Source organism: Sphingosinicella sp. BN140058 (genome assembly GCF_004135585.1).
GTDB lineage: Bacteria > Pseudomonadota > Alphaproteobacteria > Sphingomonadales > Sphingomonadaceae > Allosphingosinicella.
Genome location: NZ_CP035501.1, coordinates 1,340,441 through 1,361,728, shown reverse-complemented (window position 1 = coordinate 1,361,728; position 21,288 = coordinate 1,340,441). Strand labels below are relative to the sequence as shown.

Genomic DNA, 21,288 nt, shown 5'->3' with positions numbered 1-21,288 from the left:
CGCGGCTGCTTACAGGGCAGCGACGCTGCGAACGCGCTCGGCGGCAACCGTGGCGCGGTTCGTGATCGGTTCGGCGACTTCGCCGGCGAGCTTGATCACGGTCTCGCTCAGCTTCGAGCTCTCGGCGACCAGCGCGTCGAACTGGGTGCGGGCGAACTCGCTCTGCAGGCGGAAGAAGTCGGCGGGCGACTTCACTTCGGCCAGGCTCTTGAGGGTCGCAGAAGCGTCCTCGAAGGTCTTGCGGCCAAACTCGGCGACTTCCTGGCCGATCGTCTCGAAGCCGCGGGCAGCGACCTTGGAGGAGGCAACGACAGCCTCGACGTTGCCGCGGCCGAGCTCGGTCAGCTCTTCGGCGAAGCGGGTGTTGCGCTCGATGACGTTCTTGGCGCGCTCGTTGGCATCGCCGAAAACAGCCTGGAAACGCTCTGCAACATTGGTGTCGTTGAACATGGTCCTCATCCCTTCATTCGATTTCAAGGTAGTGGTGGAAACGGCGGCCGGAGCCGGCAGCGCCTTCAGCTTGGACTGGACAGACGCGGGCTTGCGCGGCGCAGCTGCCTTGGGAGCGGCCTTGGCCGCGATCTTGTTCACCTTCTTCGCCGACACCGGATTGGCTTTCGCCGCCGAGGCGGCCGGAGCCGCCTTAATGGCCGCCGGCTTGCGGGCCGGAACGGGCCTTGCCGCCGTCGTCGAAGGAGCCACCGGAGCCGGTGCCGCCTCGGTCTTCGCGGTCGATGCGGGAGCCTCGGCGAGGGCAGTGGTGCCGGTGGTGGAAGCTTCAGTCGTGCTGGTTTCGTCAGCCATTTCAATCACCTAACCTTTGCTGCATCGCAACATAGGTGATTCGTCCAATCAAATCAAGCAGATTGTGCGGTGCAGCAAAGCAAATTTATTTAATCGGCGCAAGAGGTTGTCCTGGCTTTCAGCGGCCCCGTACGTAGCTGCCAGGTGCATCCTCGATCGCCTTCAACTTGCCCTTGCCGGGTACCCGCGCGGCCTTTGCGGCCACCTTCTTGTCGGATCTCGCGCCGATCCAGGCGATCCAGTCCGGCCACCAGCTGCCCTTGGTCTCGGTGGCGCCGGCGACGAATTCGTCCAGCGTCGCGACCTTCGCGTCGTTGGTCCAATATTGATATTTCTGCGCCTCCGGGGGATTGACGACGCCCGCGATGTGGCCGGAGCCGGCGAGCACGAAGCGGATCGGGCCCTTGAAATGATGGGTGATTTTCCAGACGCTCTGCGCGGGCGCGATATGGTCTTCCCGCCCGGCCTGAACATAGGTCGGGGTGGTCACCTTGCCGAGGTCGATCGGCTCGCCATCGACATGGATGCCACCGGGAGTGACCAGCTTGTTGTCGCGGTAGAAGTCGCGAAGGTAGCAACGATGCCATTTCGCGGGCAGATTGGTGGTGTCGCCATTCCAGTGGAGGAGGTCGAACGGCGGGTAATCCTCGCCGAGCAGATAGTTGCTGGTGACGTAATTCCAGATGAGATCGCGGCCCCGCAGCATGTTGAACGTCGCGGCCATGTAGCGGCCGTCCAGAAAGCCTTTTTCGGCCGACATCTGCTCGATCATCTGCAGCGTCTCGTCGGCGACGAACAATTTCAGGTCGCCGGCTTCCGAAAAATCCACCTGGGCGGTGAAGAAGGTCGCGCTCGCCACCTTCTCGGCCTCGCCGCGGGCGGCGAGCAGCGCCAGGGTGCAGGCGAGGGTGGTGCCCGCCACGCAATAGCCGATGGCGTGGACGCTCTCGACGCCGAGCAGGTCGCGGATCGTGTCGATCGCATCGATCTGGCCGCGCACGACATAGTCGTCGAGCACGGTCTCGGCGAGCGTCTCGTCGGCCGACTTCCACGACACGACGAAGACGGTCAGCCCCTGTTCGACCGCCCAGCGGATGAAGCTCTTCTTCGGATTGAGGTCCAGGATATAGTAGCGGTTGATCCAGGGCGGGAAGATGACCAGCGGAGTCTCGTATACGCTCTCCGTCGTCGGTGAAAACTGAACGAGTTCGTAGAGCGGTGTCCGTTTGACCACCTTGCCGGGCGTGAGCGCGATGTTGCGGCCCACTTCGAACGCGGTCGGATCGGTGTGGGTGAGCTGTCCCTTTCCGAGATCGCGGAGCATATGCTCCAGCCCCTTGAGCAGGCTCTCGCCCTTGGTTTCGATCGCCCGCTCGAGAACCAGCGGATTGGTCAGCGCAAAATTGGATGGAGCCATCGCATCGACGAAGCTCTTGGTGAGGAAGCGCACCTTCTCGCGCTGTTTGGGATCGAGCCCTTCGATCGCGTCCACCGATCCGATGAGACGTTCGGAAACCAGCAGATAGCTTTGCCGGATCATGTCGAAGATCGGGTTGTCCTGCCATTGCGGGGCGTTGAAGCGCTTGTCGCGGTTCGCCTTTTCGGCGAGCGCGCTCTGGCCGCCATCGAAGCCGAGCGCCCGCTGCCACAGCGACATGCCTTCGGTCCACAAAGCGGTCTGCTGCTCGGCAAGCTTGGCCGGATCGGGAAACATCGCCATCCATGGCTGCGCAAGCGCCATCGGCTCGGGCGGCGCCATCTCGCGCATCTGCTCGGCGAGATGTTCCATCATCAGCTGCTGGGCGCGACCCATGACCCACGTCCAATGCTGCATCTCTTCCAGCGACGGCAGCGGCGGGGCGGCGCCGGCAGGATTGCCCGGCTCCCTGGATTTCGTGTGGTCGGTCATAGCGATCCTCTCCTGCCGTCCAATACACGCGAGCCGGGCAAAGGTGCCAGTCGGGACTGAAGAGCTCTGGAAGGTGGATCAGTCGTCGCGGCCGAGCAGGTGTTCGCCAAGCTTGTAGAGGACCTTGCCGACGTTGAAGAAATCCACATAGGCGCCGCAGCGGCGGCTCTCCGCGCAGGTTCGGTCTCCCGCGCCCATCGCGGCCAGGCCGGAGGCCGGCTCTCCAGGCAGAAGCCCGACCCGGGCACCGGCGACGCTCTGGCCGGCGAGCGCCTCGCGATCACGATCCGGCCCTCGACGTCCGCAGACGACGATTTCTTCACCGCCACCGCGCGCGCAGTCGATCCCGGAGCCTTCGACGAGCAGCCGGCGCTGCTTTTCGATCGCTTGTTCGGCCGTGATTTCGGACACTTGGATCGCCGGCGGCAAGCTGAGCGCGGGCGCCGGCACGGCGACGAGGAGGACAAGCGCCATTCTCGACTTTGTCATGGACCTCGCCTATCGCCGCCTCGGGGGCTTGAAAGAGGATGACAGATTATATGGTGACCGCAAGCCACGTTCTCGATCGCGTTCTGGTGCTCGAGATGGTCCGGGTGACCGAAGCTGCCGCGGTCGCCGCCTCCAAGCTCGTCGGACGCGGAAACGAGAAGGCGGCGGACCATGCCGCGGTGGAAGCGATGCGCGAAGCGCTGAACCAGCTCGAATTCGACGGCACCGTGGTGATCGGGGAAGGCGAGCGCGACGAGGCGCCGATGCTCTACATCGGCGAGAAGGTCGGCGCCGCCCAGGGTACGGGCCCCCGGATCGACATCGCGCTCGATCCTCTGGAAGGCACCACGATCACCGCCAAGGCCGGTCCGAATGCGCTCGCGGTGCTGGCCATCGCGGAAGAGGGCTGCCTGCTCAACGCGCCGGACGTCTACATGGAGAAACTCGCCGTCGGCCCGGGTTACCCCGATGGGGTTCTGGACCTCGACAAGAGCCCGGCGGACAATGTCCGGGCGGTGGCTGCGGCCAAGGGCGTCGACCCGGCCGATATCATCGTCTGCGTGCTCGATCGCCCCCGCCACTCCGGCTTGATCGCGGAGCTGCGCGCCCTTGGCTGCGGCATCCAGCTGATCCCCGACGGTGACGTTGCCGGGGTGATCGCGGTCAGCAACCCCGAGACGACGATCGACCTCTATATGGGCCAGGGCGGCGCGCCCGAGGGCGTGCTCGCGGCCGCAGCCCTCCGCTGCGTCGGTGGACAGTTCAAGGGCCGCCTGGTCTTCCGCAACGATGCGGAGCGGGCGCGTGCGGCACGCTGGGGCGTCGAGGAACTCGATCGCATCTACGATCTTCACGATCTCGCCCGCGGCGACGTGATTTTCGCGGCGACGGGGGTGACCGACGGATCCCTGCTCGCTGGCGTCAAGCGCGGCCGCAATGCCACCACGACGGAGAGCGTGGTGATGCGCGCCTCGACGGGTACTGTGCGCTGGGTGAAGGGCGAGCACCGGCACGAACCCGGCGTCCATCAGGGCTGATCGGCTCTCGCCTGATCGTCAGGCGGTGGGTAGGTCTTCGACTTCCAGCAGCAGGCGATCGAGACCTTCGGCCGTGCCCCGCATTCGTTCCTCGAGATCGTCGTGGCCGTCGAGATAGGCGAGCTGTTCGGTCAGCCTGAGCAGCGTGCCTCCGCCGTCGCCCACGAACTCGGTGGTGACGAGTGAAGCGGAAAGAGAGCGGCCGCCGGCTTCCATCGCATAAGCGAAGATGATGCGGGCGTCGGGAACGATCTCCAAAAACACCTTCTCGATCCGCTGCAGTGCGCCGGTCGGCAGCATCGCACGATGGATTTCGCGCCCGCCCGGACGGAAGTCCATGCTGTACTCGATCGTGCCGACCTCGGCATGACAATCCGACCAGCGTTGCTTCGCGACCGGATCGGACCAGGCGCGGAAGACGCGCGCGGGGGATGCGGTGAACCGGCGTTCCAGAACGAAGCTGGTGTGCGCGGCCGAACGGTGGGTCATCACTCTTCTCCGTCGAGATAGTCTGCCAGGCGGTCTAACTGGCGGTTCCACTGTGCCTTGCGCGCCGCAACCCACGCCTCGATCCCGCCGAAGGCGTCGGGAGCAATCCGATAGGTGCGGATTCGCCCGACCTTGTCCGAACGAACGATCCCGCCGGCCTCCAGAACCGACAGGTGCTTGAGCGCCGAGGGCAGCGCGATCCCGAGCGGTCGCGCAAGCTCGCTGACCGAAGCCGGTCCGCGGCTCAACTGGTCGATCATCCGGCGCCGGCTTCGATCCGCAAGCGCGACGAACAGGCGGTCGACCGCCGCTTCGGAGCGGAGCTCAGGAATCTGCCAGGAACCTTTGCGGGATGTCGCCGACCAGTGGGAAATAGGAGAACCATGGCCGCGCCTCGGCGATTACCCGCCGCACCGAGGGCCGATCCATCAGCCGATCGAAATAGCCGGAGAGGGTGGCGTGGGATGGCGGAAACGGCTGGACGATCGCTGCGTAGAACAAGGCGGGCGCGGCCGCGCAGTCGGCGATGGTGAAATCGGCCCCTGCCGCCCAGGGATCGGCACCAAGACGCGCCTCGATAAGATCGTAAGCGGAGGCAAGGGCGGCTAGGGCTTCTTGCTGCGTGCGGACATGGCGCTCGCCCTCGGAGCGCAGCAGCTCCGCGATGAAGCGCTGCATCGGAGTCATGACGTAGAGGTCGAACAGCCGGTCCCACAACCGCGCGCGCAGCCGCACGGGTTCGTCTATGGGGAGCAGCGGCTTCGGACCTGGATGATGAATTTCGAGATGCTCGACGATAATCGACGTCTCGGGCACGACGGCGCCGTCATCCTCCAGCAACGGGATCTTGGCGGTCGGCCACAAGGCTTCGAACCCGCGGCGCGCGTCGGCGTCGCCGAGATTCACCATGCGCTGCTCGAACGGGGTGCCCTGCTCGTAGAGGGCGATCAGCACCTTCCAGCAGCAGGAGGACAGCGGATGCGCATGGAGAATCAGAGCCATCGGCGATCTTTAGAAAGTTTCCGTGCAAGCTAAGTATTCGACCAGGGTCCGGATTGCAACAGAAACTTTCCGGCAAGGCTAAGTTTCGGATGCGGGCCTGCGCGGATAATGCCGGGGGTCGGACAGAATGGGCCAAGCGAGCCCTGAGCGCCCGAAAATGCGCATGGATCGTCGTGTTGCCGGGTTCGTCGTATCAGCTGGGTTCGTCACGCTCGAGCGCGTCGAGCACGGCTTCCGGGGCGACGTTGCGCTTGAGCTCTTCGACGTCACCACCGGAGCTCACTCCCAGCCGATCGGCGATCGCAGACACCATCTCGACCAGCTTGGTTACTTCATGCTCGGCAAGCAGGCTGATTTGCAGGTCGAGCTCGGCCCGCTTTTCGCTGATCGCCGACATGCGGTTCTGGCTGATCAGGATGAAGGTGGACAGGAAGATGGCTTCCACCGAAGCCATCATCGCCAGCACCACGAAGGTCGCATCCCAGCGCGGAACGCCCGGAACCCAGCCCAGGTTGGCGACGATCCAGAAGCCATAGGCCGCCGCATGAAGGTAGACGAAGCGCATGCTTCCGGTGAACCGGGTGATCGCTCCCGCCACCCGCTCCTGCGTGCTGGCGGATGCTTCCTCATCCGCACGGCGCCTTCGCAACGCCTCGATGTTGCGCGCCAGCGCAGTGTTGAGAGAGCTGGGCTCAGGGGGCGGTACGGTCGGTCCGTCCATGCTTTACGTCGCCTTTCGAGGTCACCTCAAACGTGGCGAAAGCAAATGCAGTTCCGTGCGCAGCGCAGCTTGACTTTGCGTGTTCCGCCCCAAGCGCCGAGTCAGCTTCGTTGATCCTTGCGGCATCCAACCGCACTGCCGGATGAGCGAGCATTCTGCGATGATCCTGCCGGGCTCCGCTGCACCTTCCCGATCCGCTGCGGGATCTTTGGTCAGCGAGCGACGTGCCGTGTCTGGCGAAGTCGCCCAGGCAGACGATCGGCCTGCGCCGAGCATGGTTTCTCTTGGTCAGCAGGCGGCACGATGCGAGTCAGCCGCCGGAAAAGCCCTGCGCGGTGAGCCGCATGGCACGCAGATCGCGGCCGAGCGCCTGGCGATAATGGGCGGCGACCCCGGCAGCGAATTGCGCGCGGTTGCCTTCTCGCCGAGCATTCTCGACGCTGCTGCCGAACAGCAGGGTGATGATCTTCAACTCTTCGGCGAAGCGGGCGCGTGCGGTCGGATCGCGCATCGCGGCACTGCCCGCCATCTGTCCGGCAACCTGGCGGCGGACTGCGCGGAGTGCCGTATCGTTCGAATCCGTTCCGTTGACGATCTCCCATCCCGTGATGAGATAGACCGCCATGACGTCTGCCGCATCGTTGGGCGAAAGTCCGTGGGAGCGCACGGCAGTGGCGTACGACTGTTCGAAGCTCGGGCGGCCGATTTCCGCCGCAACGGCCTTTGCCGCCTCCGGACTATGGCGGCTCGCCCTGGCGACGAACTCTTTCAGCACTTGCTGCCGCAGCGCGGGATTGGCCTGGAATGGAAAGCGGGCGTCCGAAAGTGCCTCGTCCGCACCGCGGGTGGGCTGACGACGCCCCGGCGTCGGGCGGCCGGGTGTGCTCCGCCGCTGTTCCGCGGCGCGCAACGAATTCCTGTTGATCACCGAGCTCGTCAACGCGCGGCTTTGCACACTGAGGTCAAGCGGTGAGGTGCCTGGAAGGAATTGTGCGCTGACCGGTGCCGCGAGCGCAAGTCCGGCCAGAGCCATGAGAAGCGCGGGCCGTCGTGTGATCATCCTGTCACTCCCTCTCAGCAGATGCCATCTGGGGGCGCTCGCTCTGCGACCCACCGGCCCCAGCATAGCGCGGCGTCCTCACCGCCTGCAAACATCGCGAACCCGAAACGAAGTTCCGCGGCTGCAGTGCCGGATCGTCTCGACAAGGCGACGGAGTCGGAAGCCAAGCCGAGCATCGGACAGGAGCGTGGCGGCGCCGGATCTGCGTCAAGCCGTCGCTCGGAAACACGTTCGGCCCGGCGGTCGGAACCGCCGAGCCGAACCTTGCGGTGTCAGGAAGGTGCGCGTCTCAGCCGCGCCGCGCCCGTTTGGCCGCGATGCGAAGACGGAGCGCATTCAGCTTGATGAAGCCGGCGGCGTCGCGCTGGTCGTAGCTGCCCGATCCTTCCTCAAAGGTGACGAGATCCTGATCGTAGAGGGCGAGCGGGCTCTCGCGGCCGATCACGGTGGTGTTGCCCTTGTAGAGCTTCACCCGCACCTTGCCCGAAACGTGCTCCTGGCTCTTGTCGATCAGCGCCTGCAGCATCTCGCGCTCGGGCGAGAACCAGAAGCCGTTATAGATCAGGCTCGCATAGCGCGGCATGATCTCGTCCTTGAGATGCATGGCGCCGCGGTCGAGGGTAATCGATTCGATGCCGCGGTGAGCGGCGAGCAGGATGGTGCCGCCCGGTGTCTCGTAGACGCCGCGCGATTTCATGCCGACGAAGCGGTTCTCGACCAGATCGAGCCGGCCGATGCCGTTGTCGTGGCCGAGCTGGTTCAAGCGGGTCAGCAATGCGGCGGGAGACAAGATCTCGCCGTCGATCGATACCGGATCGCCGGCCTCGAAACCGATCTCGATGATCGTCGGCTTGTCGGGCGCGTCCTCGGGGGCGATCGTGCGCTGGTGAACATATTCCGGTGCCTCCACCGCCGGATCCTCGAGCACCTTGCCTTCGGACGAGGAGTGGAGCAGGTTCGCGTCGATCGAGAAGGGGCTTTCGCCGCGCTTGTCCTTGGAGATCGGGATCTGGTGATCCTCGGCAAAGCGGATCAGCGCCTCACGGCTGCCGAACTCCCACTCGCGCCACGGCGCGATCACGCGGATATCGGGCTCCAGCGCGTAATAGCCGAGCTCGAACCGAACCTGGTCGTTGCCCTTGCCGGTGGCACCGTGGCAGACCGCGTCGGCGCCGACCTTGCGTGCGATCTCGATCTGCTTCTTGGCGATCAGCGGCCGTGCGATCGAGGTGCCGAGCAGGTACAGGCCTTCGTAGACGGTGTTGGCGCGGAACATCGGGAAGACGTAGTCGCGGACGAATTCCTCGCGCACGTCCTCGATGAAGATATTCTCGGGCTTGATGCCGAGCAGCTCGGCCTTGCGTCGCGCCGGCTCCACTTCCTCGCCCTGGCCGAGATCGGCCGTGAAGGTGACGACCTCCGCGCGATATTCGGTCTGCAGCCACTTGAGAATGATCGAGGTGTCGAGGCCGCCCGAATAGGCAAGGACGACTTTCTTGGGCGGAGCAAGGCTCATGGCAGTTCCTGTCTTCTGCGCCGCTTCGTCGCGGCAGGGTGTTGATGGCGGTCTTGCCCGCCGGAGAATTCAGCTCTCGGACGCTCCGCCCAGTTCGCGGAAACGTCTCTCGATCAGCGCAGGATCGATGCCGTCGCGCACGGCGACGAACAGAGTGTCGTCGCCGCAGATCGTGCCGGCGACTTCCGGAAGCCTGGCCTGATCGAGCGCGAGTCCGACCAGGTGCGCGGAGCCGGGCGGAGTCTTGAGGACCAGCAGGTTCCCTGCCTTCTCGACCGATTGCACCCATTCCGACACGATCTTGCGCAGGCGCGAGGCCGCCCAGTCGCTGTCGGAGAGCTGATCGGGGAGCGCATAGGTCATCACGCCGCCGCGCTTCACCTTGACTGCACCCATGCGGTCGAGATCGCGCGAAACCGTTGCCTGGGTGACCGCGAAACCGTGCGCACGCAGGCGGCCGGTGACGTCCTCCTGGCTGGCGAGCGGCTCCGCCCGAATGAGCTCGGCGATGGCCTTCTGGCGCTTGGCGCGTGCGTCGGTCATCGCCCGTCCGCTCAGCCCTCGAGCATCCAGGCGAGGGCACCGCGCGCAGTGTGCATGCGGTTCTCGGCCTGCCGCCAGACCGCGCTCTTGCCGCATTCCATCACCGCGTCGGTGACTTCCTCGCCGCGCCGGGCGGGCAGGCAGTGGAGGAACCAGGCCTCAGGGCAGCGGCCGATCAAGGCCTCGTCGACCTGGTAGGGTGCGAAAGCCTTGAGACGGGTCTCGGTTTCGTCGTCCTGCCCCATCGATACCCAGACGTCGGTGTAGACGATCTCGGCGCCCTCGACGGCCTCCGCCGGATCCGTGACCTGACGCACCCGATCGATCGTCTCGGGCAGGCCGTAGCCTTCGGGCGAGGCGATGACGAGCTCGGCGCCGACCAAGGATGCGGCCTCTGCGAGCGAGCGGCAAACATTGTTGTCGCCGTCACCGATATAGGCGAGCCTGGCGCCTTCGAGACGGCCGGTGAGCTGCTTGACGGTGAGCAGATCGGCAAGCGCCTGCAGCGGGTGCGAGCGATCGGACAGCATGTTAAGCACCGGCTTGGGCGTGGCTGCCGCCATTCGCTCGAGATCGCGATGGTCCATTACCCGCGCGGCGATGATCTCGTGATAGCAGGCGAGGGTGCGCGCGACGTCCTCGGCGCTCTCGCGGGTGCCGAGCCCGACTTCTTCCTTCTGGATGTAGACGGGATGGCCGCCAAGCTGGGCGACCGCCATCTCCATCGAGTTGCGGGTGCGCGCGCTCGGCTTCTGGAAGACCAGGGCAACGCCTTTGCCCGCGAGGGGCGCACCGAGATCGCTGCGCTCGGCGAGGGCAAGAATCTCCTCCAGCCCGGCGCGGCCGAGTTCGGCGATGGTCAGAAGATCCCTCACCACCTTTTCTCCCGGCTGACCATGGTTCCGATCCCCTCGTCGGTGAGCAGTTCGACGAGCAAGGCGTGCGGCTCCCGGCCGTCGATGATGTGGGCGGTGCCGACGCCGCCGTCGACCGCATCGGCGCAAGCCTGGAGCTTCGGAATCATGCCGCGGCTGACGCTGCTGTGGCCCATGCGCTCGCGCAGTTCGGCCGAGGTCAGCCGCGGGACCAGCGAGCTCTCGTCGTTGACGTCCTCGAGCAGACCCGGCGCTGCGGTCAGATAGACGATCTTCTCCGCCGCCATCGCCACCGCGATTGCCCGCGCCGCCTCGTCGGCATTGATGTTGTAGGGCTGGCCCTGAGCATCGGCGCCGATCGTCGAGACGACCGGCACGAGGCCTTCGTCGAGCAGACGATGCAGAACCGAGGCGCGGACCAAATCGACGTCGCCGACGAAGCCGAGCGAGGATTCGCGCGCGACAACCTGAAGCAGTCCACCGTCCTCGCCGGAAACGCCGACCGCGACCGGATCTTCCAGCGCCTCGCGGTTGATCGTGCCGACGAGATCGCGGTTGATCTTGCCGACCAGCACCATACGGACGATCTCCAGCGTCTCCGCATCGGTGACGCGAAGGCCGTCGCGGAATTCGGGCTCCTTGCCCACCCGCCGCATCATCGTATCGACCTGCGGGCCGCCGCCATGGACGAGCACGCAGCGAACGCCGACGCTGCGCAGCAGCAGCACGTCCTGAGCGAGCGCGCGGTCGAGCTCGGCATCGATCGCGGCGCCGCCTAATTTCACCACTACGGCCTTGCCGTGGAAGCGCTGGATATAGGGCAGGGCCTGGACGAGAACGCTGGCCGTGTGATTGGGCGTGGTCATGAGGTCTTGCTATTCTCTTTGATGTAGCCCGGGCCGAGATCGATGCCGATCACCTGCGCCGCGCCGGAGCCGAGGCCGAGCGCGACCTCGATCTCGATCCGCTCGTTCTTCATGTGCGCCGCGACCGCGTCGGCATCATGATCGGCATTGGTACCGGCGCGCGAAACGACGATACCGCCATAAGCGACACTGGTCTTCTCGGCCTCGAAGTCGATTCCGGCCGATCCGGCGGCACCGAGCAGTCTGCCCCAATAGGGATCGCTGCCGTACCAGCTGCATTTCACCAGATTGTTCTCGGCGATGTTCTTGGCGGCGATCCGCGCCTGCTCGTCCGAAGTCGCGCCGGTGACTCGAAGCGCGACCATCTTGGTCATGCCCTCGGCATCCTTCGCCATCTGATAGGTGAGATCCTCGCAGACCTTGTGCACCGCGTCCGCGAACTCCGCCATGTCGGGCTTGCCGCGGCGGCCGCTGGCGAGGACGATGACGGTGTCGTTGGTCGAGGTGGCGCCGTCGACGTTCAAGGTGTTGAAGGTGCGGTCGACCGCAGTCTTCAGGATCGCCTTCAGCTCGGCCGCATCGACGTCCGCATCGGTGGTCAGGAAGGCCAGCATGGTCGCCATGTTCGGCGCGATCATGCCGCAGCCTTTCGCCATGCCGCCGAGCGTGAAGGTCGATCCGCGGACCACGGCTTCCTTGGCGACGTGATCGGTGGTGAGGATGCCCTTGGCGGCGTCCTCGCCACCGTCCACGGACAGCTTCTTGGCAAGCTTGGGCGTCGCGGCGAGGATCTTGTCCATCGGCAACGGGTTGCCGATGATCCCGGTCGAGCAGACGAGCACGTCCCCCGCATCGATGCCGAGCGCGTCCGCCGTCGCTGCGCACATCGCCTCGGCGTCGGCGAGCCCGGCCGGGCCGGTGCCCGCATTGGCGTTGCCCGAATTGACGATGATCGCCGCGGCGCGGCCGCCATTCGCCTCCAGGCGCGCGCGGCTCGCCGCCACGGGCGGCGCGAAGAACTTGTTCTGGGTGAAGACGGCTGCGGCAACGACCGGCTTGCGATCTTCGGTCGCGACCAGCGCCATGTCATGGCGGCGGCGCTTGATTCCGGCATGAACACCGGACGCGACGAACCCTTCGGCTGCGGTCACGCTCACGGGCAGATCCCGACCTTGGCGAGACCGGCCGCTTCATCGAGGCCGAGCATCAGGTTGGCGCATTGGATCATCTGTCCCGCGGCTCCTTTCACGAGATTGTCGAGCGCTGCGATCGCCAGCACCCGGCCGGTGCGTTCGTCGTAGCGGGCGGTGAGATGGACGGCATTCGAACCGAGCGTCCATTTGGTCGACGGCGCGCGTTCCGACACATGGATGAAGGGCTCGCCTGCATAAGCCTCTTTCAACGCCGCGAGTGGATCGCAGGGTCCCTTGGCCGTCGCGTAGCAGGTGGCGAGAATCCCCCGGTTCATCGGCGCGAGGTGCGGCGTGAACAGAACCCGCGCATCGAGCGCCATCTCCATTTCGGCGGTGTGCCGATGGCCGAGCAGGCCGTAGGCGGTGAAATTCTCGTCCACCGTGTTGAAGTGGGTTTCGTCTTTCAGGCCCTTGCCGGCGCCGCTGACGCCGGATGCCGCATCGACCACGATCGTCGTCGGGTCGACCAGGTCGATTAAGGGCCGCAGGGCGAGGATCGCCGACGTCGGATAGCAGCCGGCCGCGGCGACCGTCTTCGATCCGGCGATCGCGTCGCGGTGCAGCTCGGGAATGCCGTAGACGAAGCGGGAGAGCAGCTCCGGCGCCTGATGCTCTTCCTTGTACCACGTCCGGTATTCGTCCGCGCTGGACAGCCGGAAATCCGCGCCGAGATCGACGAACGGGATGCCGCGCGCGATCACGTCCGGTGCGACACGCTGCGAATGGCCGTGCGGCAGGGCCGCGAAGACGAGATCGACCCCCGCCAGCAGCTCCGGGGCGTAGCGCTCGACCAGGAGATCCGGATAAGCGAGCGCAAGCTGCGGGTGGACGGCGTCGAGGCGGAGCCCGGCCTGGCTGTCGCCGAACAGGCGAACGGGCTCGAGCTCCGGATGCGAAGCGCAAAGGCGGAGCAGCTCCGCACCGACGAAGCCCGAGGCTCCTAGGATGGCTGTACGAATCATGGGGGTGGCGCTATGCAACTTCGTGCATAACTATGCAAGCACTCGATCGTTACGCGGTCAGCCGCCGAAGAAGACGTGCTCGACGAGAACCTTCGTTCCGATCAGCAGCAGGGCCAGACCGCCGATGATCTCGGCCTTTTTGCCCAGCTTCTGCCCACCGGCCGCGCCCAGGAAGACACCGGCCGCGCAAAGACCGAGGGTGACGCCGCCGATCACGGCGCAGGCGAGAATGACGTGGGTGCCGAGCGAGGGCAGGGTGACGCCCGCCGCCGCCGCGTCGATGCTGGTCGCAACGGCTGCGCCGAGCAGGGTCCAGCCCGAAAGGGTGCGGCAATCGGACTCGCCGTCGCTCAGCCCTTCCTTCAGCGTCTTGAGGCCGAGGACGCTGAGCAGACCGAAGACCAGCCAATGGTCGACGTCCCGGATCGCGGAGGCGAAGGCGATGCCGAGCGACCAGCCGAGCAACGGCATCAATGCCTGCGCCGCACCGAACGCAGCCCCGATGCGGACCGCGCCACGAAGCCCCGGACGGGCGACCGCTCCCTGGCACAAGGCGACCGCGAACGCGTCGGCGGCCAGCGCCCCGGCGAGCGCCACCAGCATCAACCATGTCGTAAACGTCACGCCGAACCCCGCCGCCCGATATCCACTAACGCTATAGAGGGGTCGTCGCGCGATTTCCACCTGGGGCGATCGCGGTGTCGCCGGATGCCCGTACGATCAAGCGCGGCCGGCGCCGTTTGCCTTCCAGCCGCGGGTGACCAGCACGTAATCGCCCCTCTTCGCTTGCGCGAACAAAGTGGCGGCAAATTCGTCGGGAATGCCGAGGCAGCCGTGGGTCGCATAATCGTCGCTGACGACGCTGCCATGGATAGAGATCCCGTCCCAGGTGAGGCGGAGCATGAACGGCATCGGCGCATCGTAGATGTTGGAGACGTGGTCGCGGTCCTTTTCCAGGATCGGGAACACGCCGAGCGGCGTCGGCTTGTCGCCCCAGCCACTGATCATCGAGGTTCGGCCGATCTCGATGCCGCCGCGATAGACGTAGAGCTTCTCGGCGGCGAGATCCGCGACGATGGTCAGCGGGCCCTCGGGAACGCCCTCGTCGCTCCACGCATAGTCTCCGGCCGCCAGCGGGTGATCGAGCGCGAGGATGGAGCGTACCGCGAATATCGGGGCCGCCGGCGGGGCGAGCGCGACCGGCTCCGGCGGGGCGGCAGGATCGGGGCGCCGGGCCCGCAACTGCAATCCGGCCGGGGGTGTCGCGCTCGGCTTTGCTGCCGGTGCGGCATGCACCGCGACGGCACGCCGGCTATCGTGCCGCTCGCCGGGCGCGGGCGCCGGCGCGGCCGCGAGAAAGCTGGTCATCCCTGCGAACAGGATCAGCTTCGGAGACAGGCGGCGGGTGAGCATCAGGGTCTTCCTCGTGTCTGAGGCTCCCTTCTGCCTGTTGCGCTGTCCCGCCAAGCCCCCTTTGGCACGCTGTCGCAGTTCGGGACGATTCCCGCGGATGCGGTGAAGCGGCCGGCTTTGGCAAGTCGGCAGCCTCCCGGCATCAAGTGGAGCGGCGCTTGTCGTAGGATCAGTGACGCATCGATTTCCGATGTAACGCGACGCATTTCATTGGACATCCACCGACTCGGCAGATCCGCAATGAGGTCTCGCAATAACAGATAGCTTGGAGCCTGCGTCTTCCGCGGTGAAAATCGGTGGCGACACAAAACTTTAGCTCCGCTTTGGTGCGATCTGCGCGCGGGCACTTGGCGCGCGTCCGATATTGAGGCACATTCGAGTTGGACGTCGCACGGGGCCTGCGGCGAACCGAGGCGTTGAAGGGGGGATGGAAGATGATTTCCACCGGAAGAGTACGTGTCGCGTGCCTGTTTCTTTCAACGGCTTTGCTGGCGGGCACAGTCGCCTGCAAACCGGACGGCAAGCCACTTCCGCCGGGCCCGGACTTCACCGACACCGGATGGACCGAAGCAGGCCGCACCAAATGGTATGAGGCGACCCAGGGCTCCCGCCTGATGCCGTTCGAATGGTTCAACGCGCTCGAGCAGGCCGAGAGCGAACGGCCGTTCCGCGATGACGCCAATCTGGAAAGCTTCCGCTTTCTGACGCGCAAGGATGCGCTTCCGGCCGGCTTCGCGGTGGACAAGCAGAATGACGAAGGCCTGACCTTCAGCAAGCTTCGCTGGTATCAGGGCCAGAAGAAGGACGAGCCGTGGATCGGCCTCAATTGCTCGGCCTGCCACACCGCCCAGCTGAGCTACAAGGGCGAGCTCCACGTCATCGACGGCGGCCCGAGCCTGCTCGATTTCCAGAGCTTCATCGAGGCGCTCGATCGATCCCTGGTCGCAACCCGGAACGATGCCGCGAAATTCGATCGTTTCGCTAAGAAGGTCCTGAAGGAGGACAATCCCGCCAACCGCGCGATGCTGACCCAGGCGCTCGATGCGCTGATCAAATGGCAGGCGGCGATCGACCGGATGAACAATGGCGGTGCCGCCCAGGCGCCGATCCGCTACGGTTTCGCCCGCCTCGACGCCTTCGGCCATATCTTCAACAAGGTGGCCCTGCTCGCCGATGCGCCGGGCCAGACCGCCAACAGCTCCGATGCGCCGGTCAGCTATCCCTTCCTGTGGGACATCTACCGGCAGGACCGCCTCCAGTGGAACGGCATCGTCACCAGCGGCCGGATCGGCCTCGGCGGCGACCGCTATGTCGATTTCGGCGCAATCGGCCGCAACGCCGGCGAAGTGATCGGCGTGTTCGGCGACGTCATCGTCAAGCCGATGCCGTCGATGGGCGGCTTTCCGTCCAGCCTCAACGTCACCAATCTGGACTGGCTCGAAGTCCAGCTGCGCCACGCCAAGGCGCCGAAATGGCCTGCCAGCTTCGACGATCCCGCCGTCAGCGCGGCCCAGCGCCAGGCGATGGCGGCGAGCGGGCGAGACCTGTTCGACCAGCTCAATTGCGACGCCTGCCACATCACGCCGCCCCAGGGCGATTCCGTCTACAAGGTGACGATGACTCCGCTTCGCCCGGGTGGCCCCCAGGCGGCGAACAACACCGATCCGTGGATGGCCTGCAACGCGATCACGTACCAGGCCAAGACCGGGCGTCTGCAAGGCCGCAAGCAGGGCTATATCAACGGTGATCCCTATGGCGAGACGGCACCGCTCGCCTCGATGCTGGCGACCACGGTGAAGGGGGCGCTTCTCGCCAAGTGGAAGCAGATCGCCGAGATCATCGCCACCACCTTCATCGGCTTCCGGATTCCGCCGCAGATCGAGACGGCGACTGTCGATCCCGATCAGGCGCGGCTGGAAAAATGCTACGCGGCCAACAACCCGAACATCAACGCGGTGCCGCCCTTCGCGTACAAGGGACGTCCACTCGACGGCGTCTGGGCGACGGCGCCCTATCTCCACAACGGCTCGGTGCCGAGCCTGTTCGATCTGATGCGGGCGCCCGCCGACCGGCCGAAGAGCTTCCAGCTCGGCACGCGCGAATATGACGTCGCCAATGTCGGCTACCGCCAGGATGCAGCCGCGCCCGGCAACAGCTTCCGCTTCGACACCACGCTCCGCGGCAATTCGAACAGCGGCCACGTCTACGGCGTCGACAAGCTCAACGACGATCAGCGGCGCGCGCTGGTCGAATATCTGAAGACGCTCTGAAGGGGGTTCGGGTGGGGAAGTTTCTCAACATGATCGACGCGGCGCCCGCCGCGGACAAATGGCCGTTGGTGCGCGAACTGATGATGCGCGAGCGTCAGCCTTTCTTCGCCGAGCTGCAGAGCGAACGGCCGGTGCTGCAGCTTCCCGACGACATGGTGTTCATCACCCGCTTCGTCGATTGCACCCTCGTGCTCAGCCGCTGGAACGATTTCGGAGTCGATCTCTACAAGCCCAAGCAGGGCGACTATTTCATGGCGCAGGACGATACTGCCGATCATTGGCGGGAAAAGTCGATCATGAAGTCGATCCTCGATTTCGAGGATCTGCCGGCGATGCGCAAGTTCGTCGGCGAACGCGCCGCCGCCTTGCTGCGCGAGGGGCAGGGAGCGATCGACGCGCCGCAGGCGCTGACTCGTGCCGTCCCGGTCTCGCTCGTCCAGGAATTCTTCGGCTTCCAGGGCGGCAATGCGAAGAAGCTGACCGAATGGTCCTATTGGAACCAGCAGGATGCGTTTCACAACCAGCCGTTCGACCGCGACGTCACCCCCGATCCCGATCACATCGTCGCCGAGCGCAAGCGCGCCAACATTCATCTCGCTTTCTACATCGGGCGGGTGCTGCTGAAGCGGGTGCTGCAGGTGAAGTTCGGCGGCGATCGTCAGGATTCGGTGTCGCGGCTGGTGCGGCTGTCCTTCTCGAAAGGCGTCAAATTCCCGCTGAAGAAGGTGCTGTTCAACGCCGGCGGGCTGCTGATCGGCGCAGTCGAGACGACCTCGCACGTCGTCAACAATGCCCTCGCCGAATTGCTGTCCCGCCCTGACGTGCTGGAGCGCGCCAAGGCGGCGGCGCGGTCGGGCGATGCCAAGGCGTTCGACGGCTTCGTGTTCGAGGCGCTGCGCTTCAACCCGGCCTTTCCCTATTTCTTCCGCACCTGCCACACGCCCACCATACTCGCCGGGGATACGCCGCACGCGGTCGAGGTGAAGCCGGGCACGACGGTGATGGCCTGCACCCATGCGGCGATGTTCGATGCGGCCGGCACCGCCAACCCGCTCGAGTTCGACAGCCGCCGCGGCCTCTACCAGACCTTCACTTTGGGCTACGGACATCATGAATGCCTCGGCCGTGCGATTGCCTCGGTGATGGTGCCGGAAATCGTCCGCCAGGTGCTGCTGCTGCCGGACATCCGCCAGGAAGGGCCGATCGTCTATCAGGGCGGCGTCCCCGAACACTATGCGCTGCGCTGGGCGGCCTGAGCAACGGTGGCACGCAAGCCAACGGGCAAGGCGGGCGGCGGCGGCGGCCTCAAGGCGGCGATCGAGAACCATCCGCTGCTGGTAATCGTCAGCGCGCTGTCGCTGCTGATCAACGCCGGCGTCGGCGCGCACAAGGCCTATGCGGAATTCTTCGGCGAGCGCGCCCTGCTGTCCGAGCAATATCTGATCGTGCCGGCGCGCATGGCCGAGCAGGACGGCGATCCGGACCTGGAGCAGGTCAAGCGCACCGGCCGGCTGGAGCCGTACAAATGCGGGATCCTCGATAACGAACTGCGCACCGCCTATCTCGCCGCCCAGGGCGTCAAAGGAGCCGGCCCCGCCCGCGCCCGGCTTGCCAACGGCGCACCGCTGTCGCGGGAGGGCTCCGTCGTCTACATCGTCATTCGCAACGACGGCGCCGCGCTCGCCCGCGACGTCGTGCTGCGCGGCCAGCGCCTGGCCAATCCGTTCAGCCGCGATTCTCAAGGCCCCGCAATCCCGGCCCCGGCGGATCGCGGGCCGCCCGATTATGAAGCCTTCATCGGCATCAGCGGCGTCCTCGGCGATGCCAGCCCGGGCAGCGCGGCGGTCAAGCTCGGCGCCCTCAAGGCCGGCGAGTGCATCGCGGTGCCCGTCGCCTTTTTCGAGCTTTCGGGAGACGAGGACCCGAAGTTGTTCGTGTCGAGGCCAGTCTACGTCTTCGACCGTCTCGACTATCGACGAAGCTTCGGCTGGACGTCCGAGAGCCAGAAGGTCCGCCCGGTCAACAACGTCGCGGTGACCGTCGACTCGGTGATCAAGGGTCTCGGCTGAGCTAGCGCAGCCGTAGACCGATCCACAGGGTGCGCGGGGTGGCGCGTTCGACGATGCCGTCGCTGCTGATCGCCGCCTCGACGCGGGCGTCGGTAAGGTTCTCCGCGCGCGCCTGCAGCGACAGGTGCCGGGTCAGCGGCCACGCCGCCGCCGCATCGAGGGTGAAGGCGCCGCGCAGGCTCTGGCTGTTGAGATCGTCCTCATATTGCCGGCTCACCCACCGCGCTGCGAGGCTTGCATTCCGCCCGGCGCCGCCGTCCCAGCCGAGCGTGGCCGAGAGCATGTGCTTGGGCGTCTGGGCGGGACGCAGCCCATCCAGTGGCGCTGCCGATCCGTCGGCCTCTACCCGGGCGTGGACCCACGACCAGCCGCCCGCCAGCGACCAGGCACCCAGGCGGGCCGACGCGTCCACTTCCAGGCCGCGGGCCGTGATCGACTCCAGATTCTGCCGTTGACGATATTCGCCGCCGGCGGCGACGAAGCCGACGCCGGAGAAGGTGCCGGGGCCGCGGCCGAGGGTGACGTTGGCGATCGCATCGTCGAGGCGGTTGGCGAACAGGGTGGCGCCGATGCGGACGCGCTTCGCCGGTTCCCAGTCGATACCAGCCTCGACGCCCTTCAGCCGCTCGGGGTCGAGCTCGGCATTGGCCGCGGTCGCATCGGTGCCGGCGCGGAACGGGCGGTAGAGCTCGTTCAGGGTCGGCAATCGCCAGCCGAGATAGCCGGCGCTGCGCAGGGTGATGCCGGCGCCCGGACGGAACGCGATGCCGGCGCGGCCGGTCGGCTCCCAGCCGGAACGATCGGCAAAGTCCGTGTCGGTGAGCTGCTGCCCGGTGGCGAGCACGCGCTCGCCCAGCACACCGTTCGTAATCCACCAACGGTCGATGCGGCCACCTGCGGTCAGGGTGAGCGCATCGGTCCGCCAGCTCGCCTCGGCGAAGCCGCCGACCGTGTCGGTGCGCCCGCCGGCGACGCGGCCGCGGGTGCCGGCACCGGCGACGAACGAATAGAGTTCGCGTGTCTCGCCGATCGTCGCCCGCCAGTCCGCGCCGAGACGAAGGTCGATCGCGCCGATCTCCGGCCGCCATTCGCCCCGTGCGCCGAGCCCGGTCGAAGGCACCGAATATTGTTCGGACGCCTGGCTGACCGCGTTGCGGCCGGCAGCGACGCTGGCGAAGCTGTTGGTGAAGTCGCGGGTCTGGAGGTAGGCGAGCGCGGTCCAGCGCCGTCCGACCAGCCGCAGCGAGGCATCGGCGCCTTTGGTCAGGATGCCGCTGTACAAGGTGCCGCGCTCGCGTTCGTCGCGGAAGACGAGCCCGCTCGCCTGCAGCTCGACTTCGTTGCCGAGCGGTGCGACCGCACGCACGGCCAGGCCCGCTTGCTCGTAGGGAGCAGGGCGGTCGACGGCGCCGCGATCCTCGCGCACGATCGGCACGAAGCCGTCGCCGCGGGCATAAGCGCCCGCGACGGTGACGAAGCCCCCACCGGCGGCAAGTCCGAGGCCGGCATGCGCGTCGACGCTGTCGCGGCTGCCATACGCGACGTCGGCGGTGAGTCCCTCGATCGGGTCGGCGCTCGATAATTCGATGGTGCCGGCGAGCGCGCCCGGCCCGTAGGCGCCGCTGCCGCCGCCGCGGGTCACCCGCACCTCGCCGAGGCGCTGCGGATCGTAAGCGGGCCAGCTCACCCAGCCGCCGAACGGATCGGTCTGCGGCACGCCGTCGAGGATCAGCAGCGCCCGGCTCGACGCATTGCCGCCGAGCGCCCGCAGGGTCGCCCCCTGGCTGGTCGGGTTGGCGCTGCGCGCGTCGGAGCGGCGGAAGAGCTGGAACCCGGGCACGTCGCGGAGCAGATCCTCGAGCCGGTTGGAGGCGCTGGTCTGCAAGCGGCTCCGGTCAAGGATAACGGTATCGAACACCTCCTCGCCTGCGGCGGGTTGGAGGCCGCGGCCGGTGACGACGATCTCCCGCTGGTCGGCCTGGGCAACGGCAGCGGTGGAGGTCAGGAGGAACGGAAGGAGCAGGGCACGCATGCGGCGCGCCTGAAGCAGAGACGGGACGCACGCAAACG

Annotated in this window: 22 protein-coding genes; 5 read left to right on the top strand and 17 right to left on the bottom strand. The window is 66.4% G+C overall.

Features of this window, described 5'->3' with window-relative positions:
- Positions 1-9: 9 nt before the first annotated feature.
- Positions 10-450: a phasin family protein gene (locus ETR14_RS28160; protein ID WP_165356339.1), complete on the bottom strand. Its 441-nt coding sequence runs from the start codon at positions 448-450 to the stop codon at positions 10-12.
- Here ETR14_RS28160 and ETR14_RS28155 point away from each other — a divergent pair.
- Positions 443-817 carry a hypothetical protein gene (locus ETR14_RS28155; protein ID WP_165356338.1) on the top strand — a complete coding sequence of 125 codons (375 nt, stop codon included), beginning with the start codon at positions 443-445 and terminating at the stop codon, positions 815-817. The two genes, ETR14_RS28160 and ETR14_RS28155, sit on opposite strands and share 8 nt — an antisense overlap.
- Before the next feature lie 105 nt (positions 818-922).
- On the opposite strand, the gene ETR14_RS06165 is transcribed toward ETR14_RS28155, so the two are convergent.
- On the bottom strand, positions 923-2,713 hold the full coding sequence (locus ETR14_RS06165; protein WP_129383845.1) for an alpha/beta hydrolase: 1,791 nt from the start codon (positions 2,711-2,713) through the stop codon (positions 923-925).
- Between the two features lie 78 nt (positions 2,714-2,791).
- Entirely contained in the window at positions 2,792-3,187 is a 396-nt protein-coding gene (locus tag ETR14_RS06160) for a hypothetical protein (protein WP_129383844.1), read from the bottom strand.
- A 65-nt stretch (positions 3,188-3,252) separates the two neighbouring features.
- On the opposite strand from ETR14_RS06160, the gene glpX reads away from it, so the two are divergent.
- Entirely contained in the window at positions 3,253-4,239 is a 987-nt protein-coding gene (glpX, locus tag ETR14_RS06155; protein ID WP_129391428.1) for a class II fructose-bisphosphatase, read from the top strand.
- An 18-nt stretch (positions 4,240-4,257) separates the two neighbouring features.
- Here glpX and ETR14_RS06150 read toward each other — a convergent pair whose 3' ends face one another.
- The 13 genes from ETR14_RS06150 to ETR14_RS06090 all read right to left on the bottom strand — a co-directional run bounded on the left by ETR14_RS06150 (position 4,258) and on the right by ETR14_RS06090 (position 14,879).
- Positions 4,258-4,728, bottom strand: a complete 471-nt coding sequence (locus ETR14_RS06150) for an SRPBCC family protein (protein WP_129383843.1) — start codon at positions 4,726-4,728, stop codon at positions 4,258-4,260.
- On the bottom strand, positions 4,728-4,988 hold the full coding sequence (locus tag ETR14_RS06145; protein ID WP_129383842.1) for a helix-turn-helix domain-containing protein: 261 nt from the start codon (positions 4,986-4,988) through the stop codon (positions 4,728-4,730). The genes ETR14_RS06150 and ETR14_RS06145 overlap by 1 nt, the downstream gene beginning before the upstream one ends.
- 64 nt (positions 4,989-5,052) lie before the next feature.
- Entirely contained in the window at positions 5,053-5,730 is a 678-nt protein-coding gene (locus tag ETR14_RS06140) for a glutathione S-transferase family protein (RefSeq protein ID WP_129383841.1), read from the bottom strand.
- Between the two features lie 193 nt (positions 5,731-5,923).
- Positions 5,924-6,451 carry a DUF1003 domain-containing protein gene (locus ETR14_RS06135; protein ID WP_129383840.1) on the bottom strand — a complete coding sequence of 176 codons (528 nt, stop codon included), beginning with the start codon at positions 6,449-6,451 and terminating at the stop codon, positions 5,924-5,926.
- 310 nt (positions 6,452-6,761) lie between these two features.
- On the bottom strand, positions 6,762-7,484 hold the full coding sequence (locus tag ETR14_RS06130) for a DUF6683 family protein (RefSeq protein WP_371416807.1): 723 nt from the start codon (positions 7,482-7,484) through the stop codon (positions 6,762-6,764).
- Positions 7,485-7,800: 316 nt separating this feature from the next.
- Positions 7,801-9,027: an argininosuccinate synthase gene (locus tag ETR14_RS06125; RefSeq protein WP_129383838.1), complete on the bottom strand. Its 1,227-nt coding sequence runs from the start codon at positions 9,025-9,027 to the stop codon at positions 7,801-7,803.
- A 69-nt stretch (positions 9,028-9,096) separates the two neighbouring features.
- The gene (argR, locus tag ETR14_RS06120; RefSeq protein ID WP_165356337.1) at positions 9,097-9,570 is read right to left on the bottom strand and encodes an arginine repressor; all 474 of its coding nucleotides are present in this window, start codon (positions 9,568-9,570) and stop codon (positions 9,097-9,099) included.
- Between the two features lie 11 nt (positions 9,571-9,581).
- Positions 9,582-10,445, bottom strand: a complete 864-nt coding sequence (argF, locus tag ETR14_RS06115) for an ornithine carbamoyltransferase (RefSeq protein ID WP_165356336.1) — start codon at positions 10,443-10,445, stop codon at positions 9,582-9,584.
- Entirely contained in the window at positions 10,442-11,311 is an 870-nt protein-coding gene (gene argB, locus ETR14_RS06110; protein ID WP_129383835.1) for an acetylglutamate kinase, read from the bottom strand. The genes argF and argB overlap by 4 nt, the downstream gene beginning before the upstream one ends.
- The gene (gene argJ, locus ETR14_RS06105; RefSeq protein ID WP_165356335.1) at positions 11,308-12,468 is read right to left on the bottom strand and encodes a bifunctional glutamate N-acetyltransferase/amino-acid acetyltransferase ArgJ; all 1,161 of its coding nucleotides are present in this window, start codon (positions 12,466-12,468) and stop codon (positions 11,308-11,310) included. Before argJ ends, argB begins: the two co-directional genes overlap by 4 nt.
- Entirely contained in the window at positions 12,465-13,466 is a 1,002-nt protein-coding gene (argC, locus tag ETR14_RS06100) for an N-acetyl-gamma-glutamyl-phosphate reductase (RefSeq protein WP_129383833.1), read from the bottom strand. The genes argJ and argC overlap by 4 nt, the downstream gene beginning before the upstream one ends.
- 57 nt (positions 13,467-13,523) lie before the next feature.
- Positions 13,524-14,090, bottom strand: a complete 567-nt coding sequence (locus tag ETR14_RS06095) for a manganese efflux pump MntP family protein (protein ID WP_129383832.1) — start codon at positions 14,088-14,090, stop codon at positions 13,524-13,526.
- 96 nt (positions 14,091-14,186) lie between these two features.
- Positions 14,187-14,879: a L,D-transpeptidase family protein gene (locus ETR14_RS06090; protein ID WP_243455784.1), complete on the bottom strand. Its 693-nt coding sequence runs from the start codon at positions 14,877-14,879 to the stop codon at positions 14,187-14,189.
- Between the two features lie 434 nt (positions 14,880-15,313).
- Here ETR14_RS06090 and ETR14_RS06085 point away from each other — a divergent pair, with 434 nt between their 5' ends.
- The 3 genes from ETR14_RS06085 to ETR14_RS06075 are packed head-to-tail and all read left to right on the top strand — an operon-like array spanning position 15,314 to position 19,218.
- Complete coding sequence (locus ETR14_RS06085; protein WP_129383831.1) at positions 15,314-17,149, top strand: di-heme-cytochrome C peroxidase; 1,836 nt, start codon at positions 15,314-15,316, stop codon at positions 17,147-17,149.
- 11 nt (positions 17,150-17,160) lie between these two features.
- The gene (locus ETR14_RS06080) at positions 17,161-18,405 is read left to right on the top strand and encodes a cytochrome P450 (RefSeq protein WP_129383830.1); all 1,245 of its coding nucleotides are present in this window, start codon (positions 17,161-17,163) and stop codon (positions 18,403-18,405) included.
- A gap of 6 nt (positions 18,406-18,411) precedes the next feature.
- Positions 18,412-19,218, top strand: coding sequence for a hypothetical protein (locus ETR14_RS06075; protein WP_129383829.1), 807 nt, complete (start codon positions 18,412-18,414; stop codon positions 19,216-19,218).
- 1 nt (position 19,219) lies between these two features.
- On the opposite strand, the gene ETR14_RS06070 is transcribed toward ETR14_RS06075, so the two are convergent.
- Entirely contained in the window at positions 19,220-21,250 is a 2,031-nt protein-coding gene (locus ETR14_RS06070; RefSeq protein WP_129383828.1) for a TonB-dependent receptor, read from the bottom strand.
- Between the last annotated feature and the right edge of the window lie 38 nt (positions 21,251-21,288).

Coding starts and splice junctions, on each gene's coding strand:
- ETR14_RS28160 (WP_165356339.1), bottom strand. CDS start 450: ATGTTCAACGACACCAATGTTGCAGAGCGTTTCCAGGCTGTTTTCGGC.
- ETR14_RS06165 (WP_129383845.1), bottom strand. CDS start 2,713: ATGACCGACCACACGAAATCCAGGGAGCCGGGCAATCCTGCCGGCGCC.
- ETR14_RS06160 (WP_129383844.1), bottom strand. CDS start 3,187: ATGGCGCTTGTCCTCCTCGTCGCCGTGCCGGCGCCCGCGCTCAGCTTG.
- glpX (WP_129391428.1), top strand. CDS start 3,253: ATGGTGACCGCAAGCCACGTTCTCGATCGCGTTCTGGTGCTCGAGATG.
- ETR14_RS06150 (WP_129383843.1), bottom strand. CDS start 4,728: ATGACCCACCGTTCGGCCGCGCACACCAGCTTCGTTCTGGAACGCCGG.
- ETR14_RS06145 (WP_129383842.1), bottom strand. CDS start 4,988: ATGATCGACCAGTTGAGCCGCGGACCGGCTTCGGTCAGCGAGCTTGCG.
- ETR14_RS06140 (WP_129383841.1), bottom strand. CDS start 5,730: ATGGCTCTGATTCTCCATGCGCATCCGCTGTCCTCCTGCTGCTGGAAG.
- ETR14_RS06135 (WP_129383840.1), bottom strand. CDS start 6,451: ATGGACGGACCGACCGTACCGCCCCCTGAGCCCAGCTCTCTCAACACT.
- ETR14_RS06130 (WP_371416807.1), bottom strand. CDS start 7,484: ATGGCTCTGGCCGGACTTGCGCTCGCGGCACCGGTCAGCGCACAATTC.
- ETR14_RS06125 (WP_129383838.1), bottom strand. CDS start 9,027: ATGAGCCTTGCTCCGCCCAAGAAAGTCGTCCTTGCCTATTCGGGCGGC.
- argR (WP_165356337.1), bottom strand. CDS start 9,570: ATGACCGACGCACGCGCCAAGCGCCAGAAGGCCATCGCCGAGCTCATT.
- argB (WP_129383835.1), bottom strand. CDS start 11,311: ATGACCACGCCCAATCACACGGCCAGCGTTCTCGTCCAGGCCCTGCCC.
- argC (WP_129383833.1), bottom strand. CDS start 13,466: ATGATTCGTACAGCCATCCTAGGAGCCTCGGGCTTCGTCGGTGCGGAG.
- ETR14_RS06090 (WP_243455784.1), bottom strand. CDS start 14,879: ATGCTCACCCGCCGCCTGTCTCCGAAGCTGATCCTGTTCGCAGGGATG.
- ETR14_RS06085 (WP_129383831.1), top strand. CDS start 15,314: ATGATTTCCACCGGAAGAGTACGTGTCGCGTGCCTGTTTCTTTCAACG.
- ETR14_RS06070 (WP_129383828.1), bottom strand. CDS start 21,250: ATGCGTGCCCTGCTCCTTCCGTTCCTCCTGACCTCCACCGCTGCCGTT.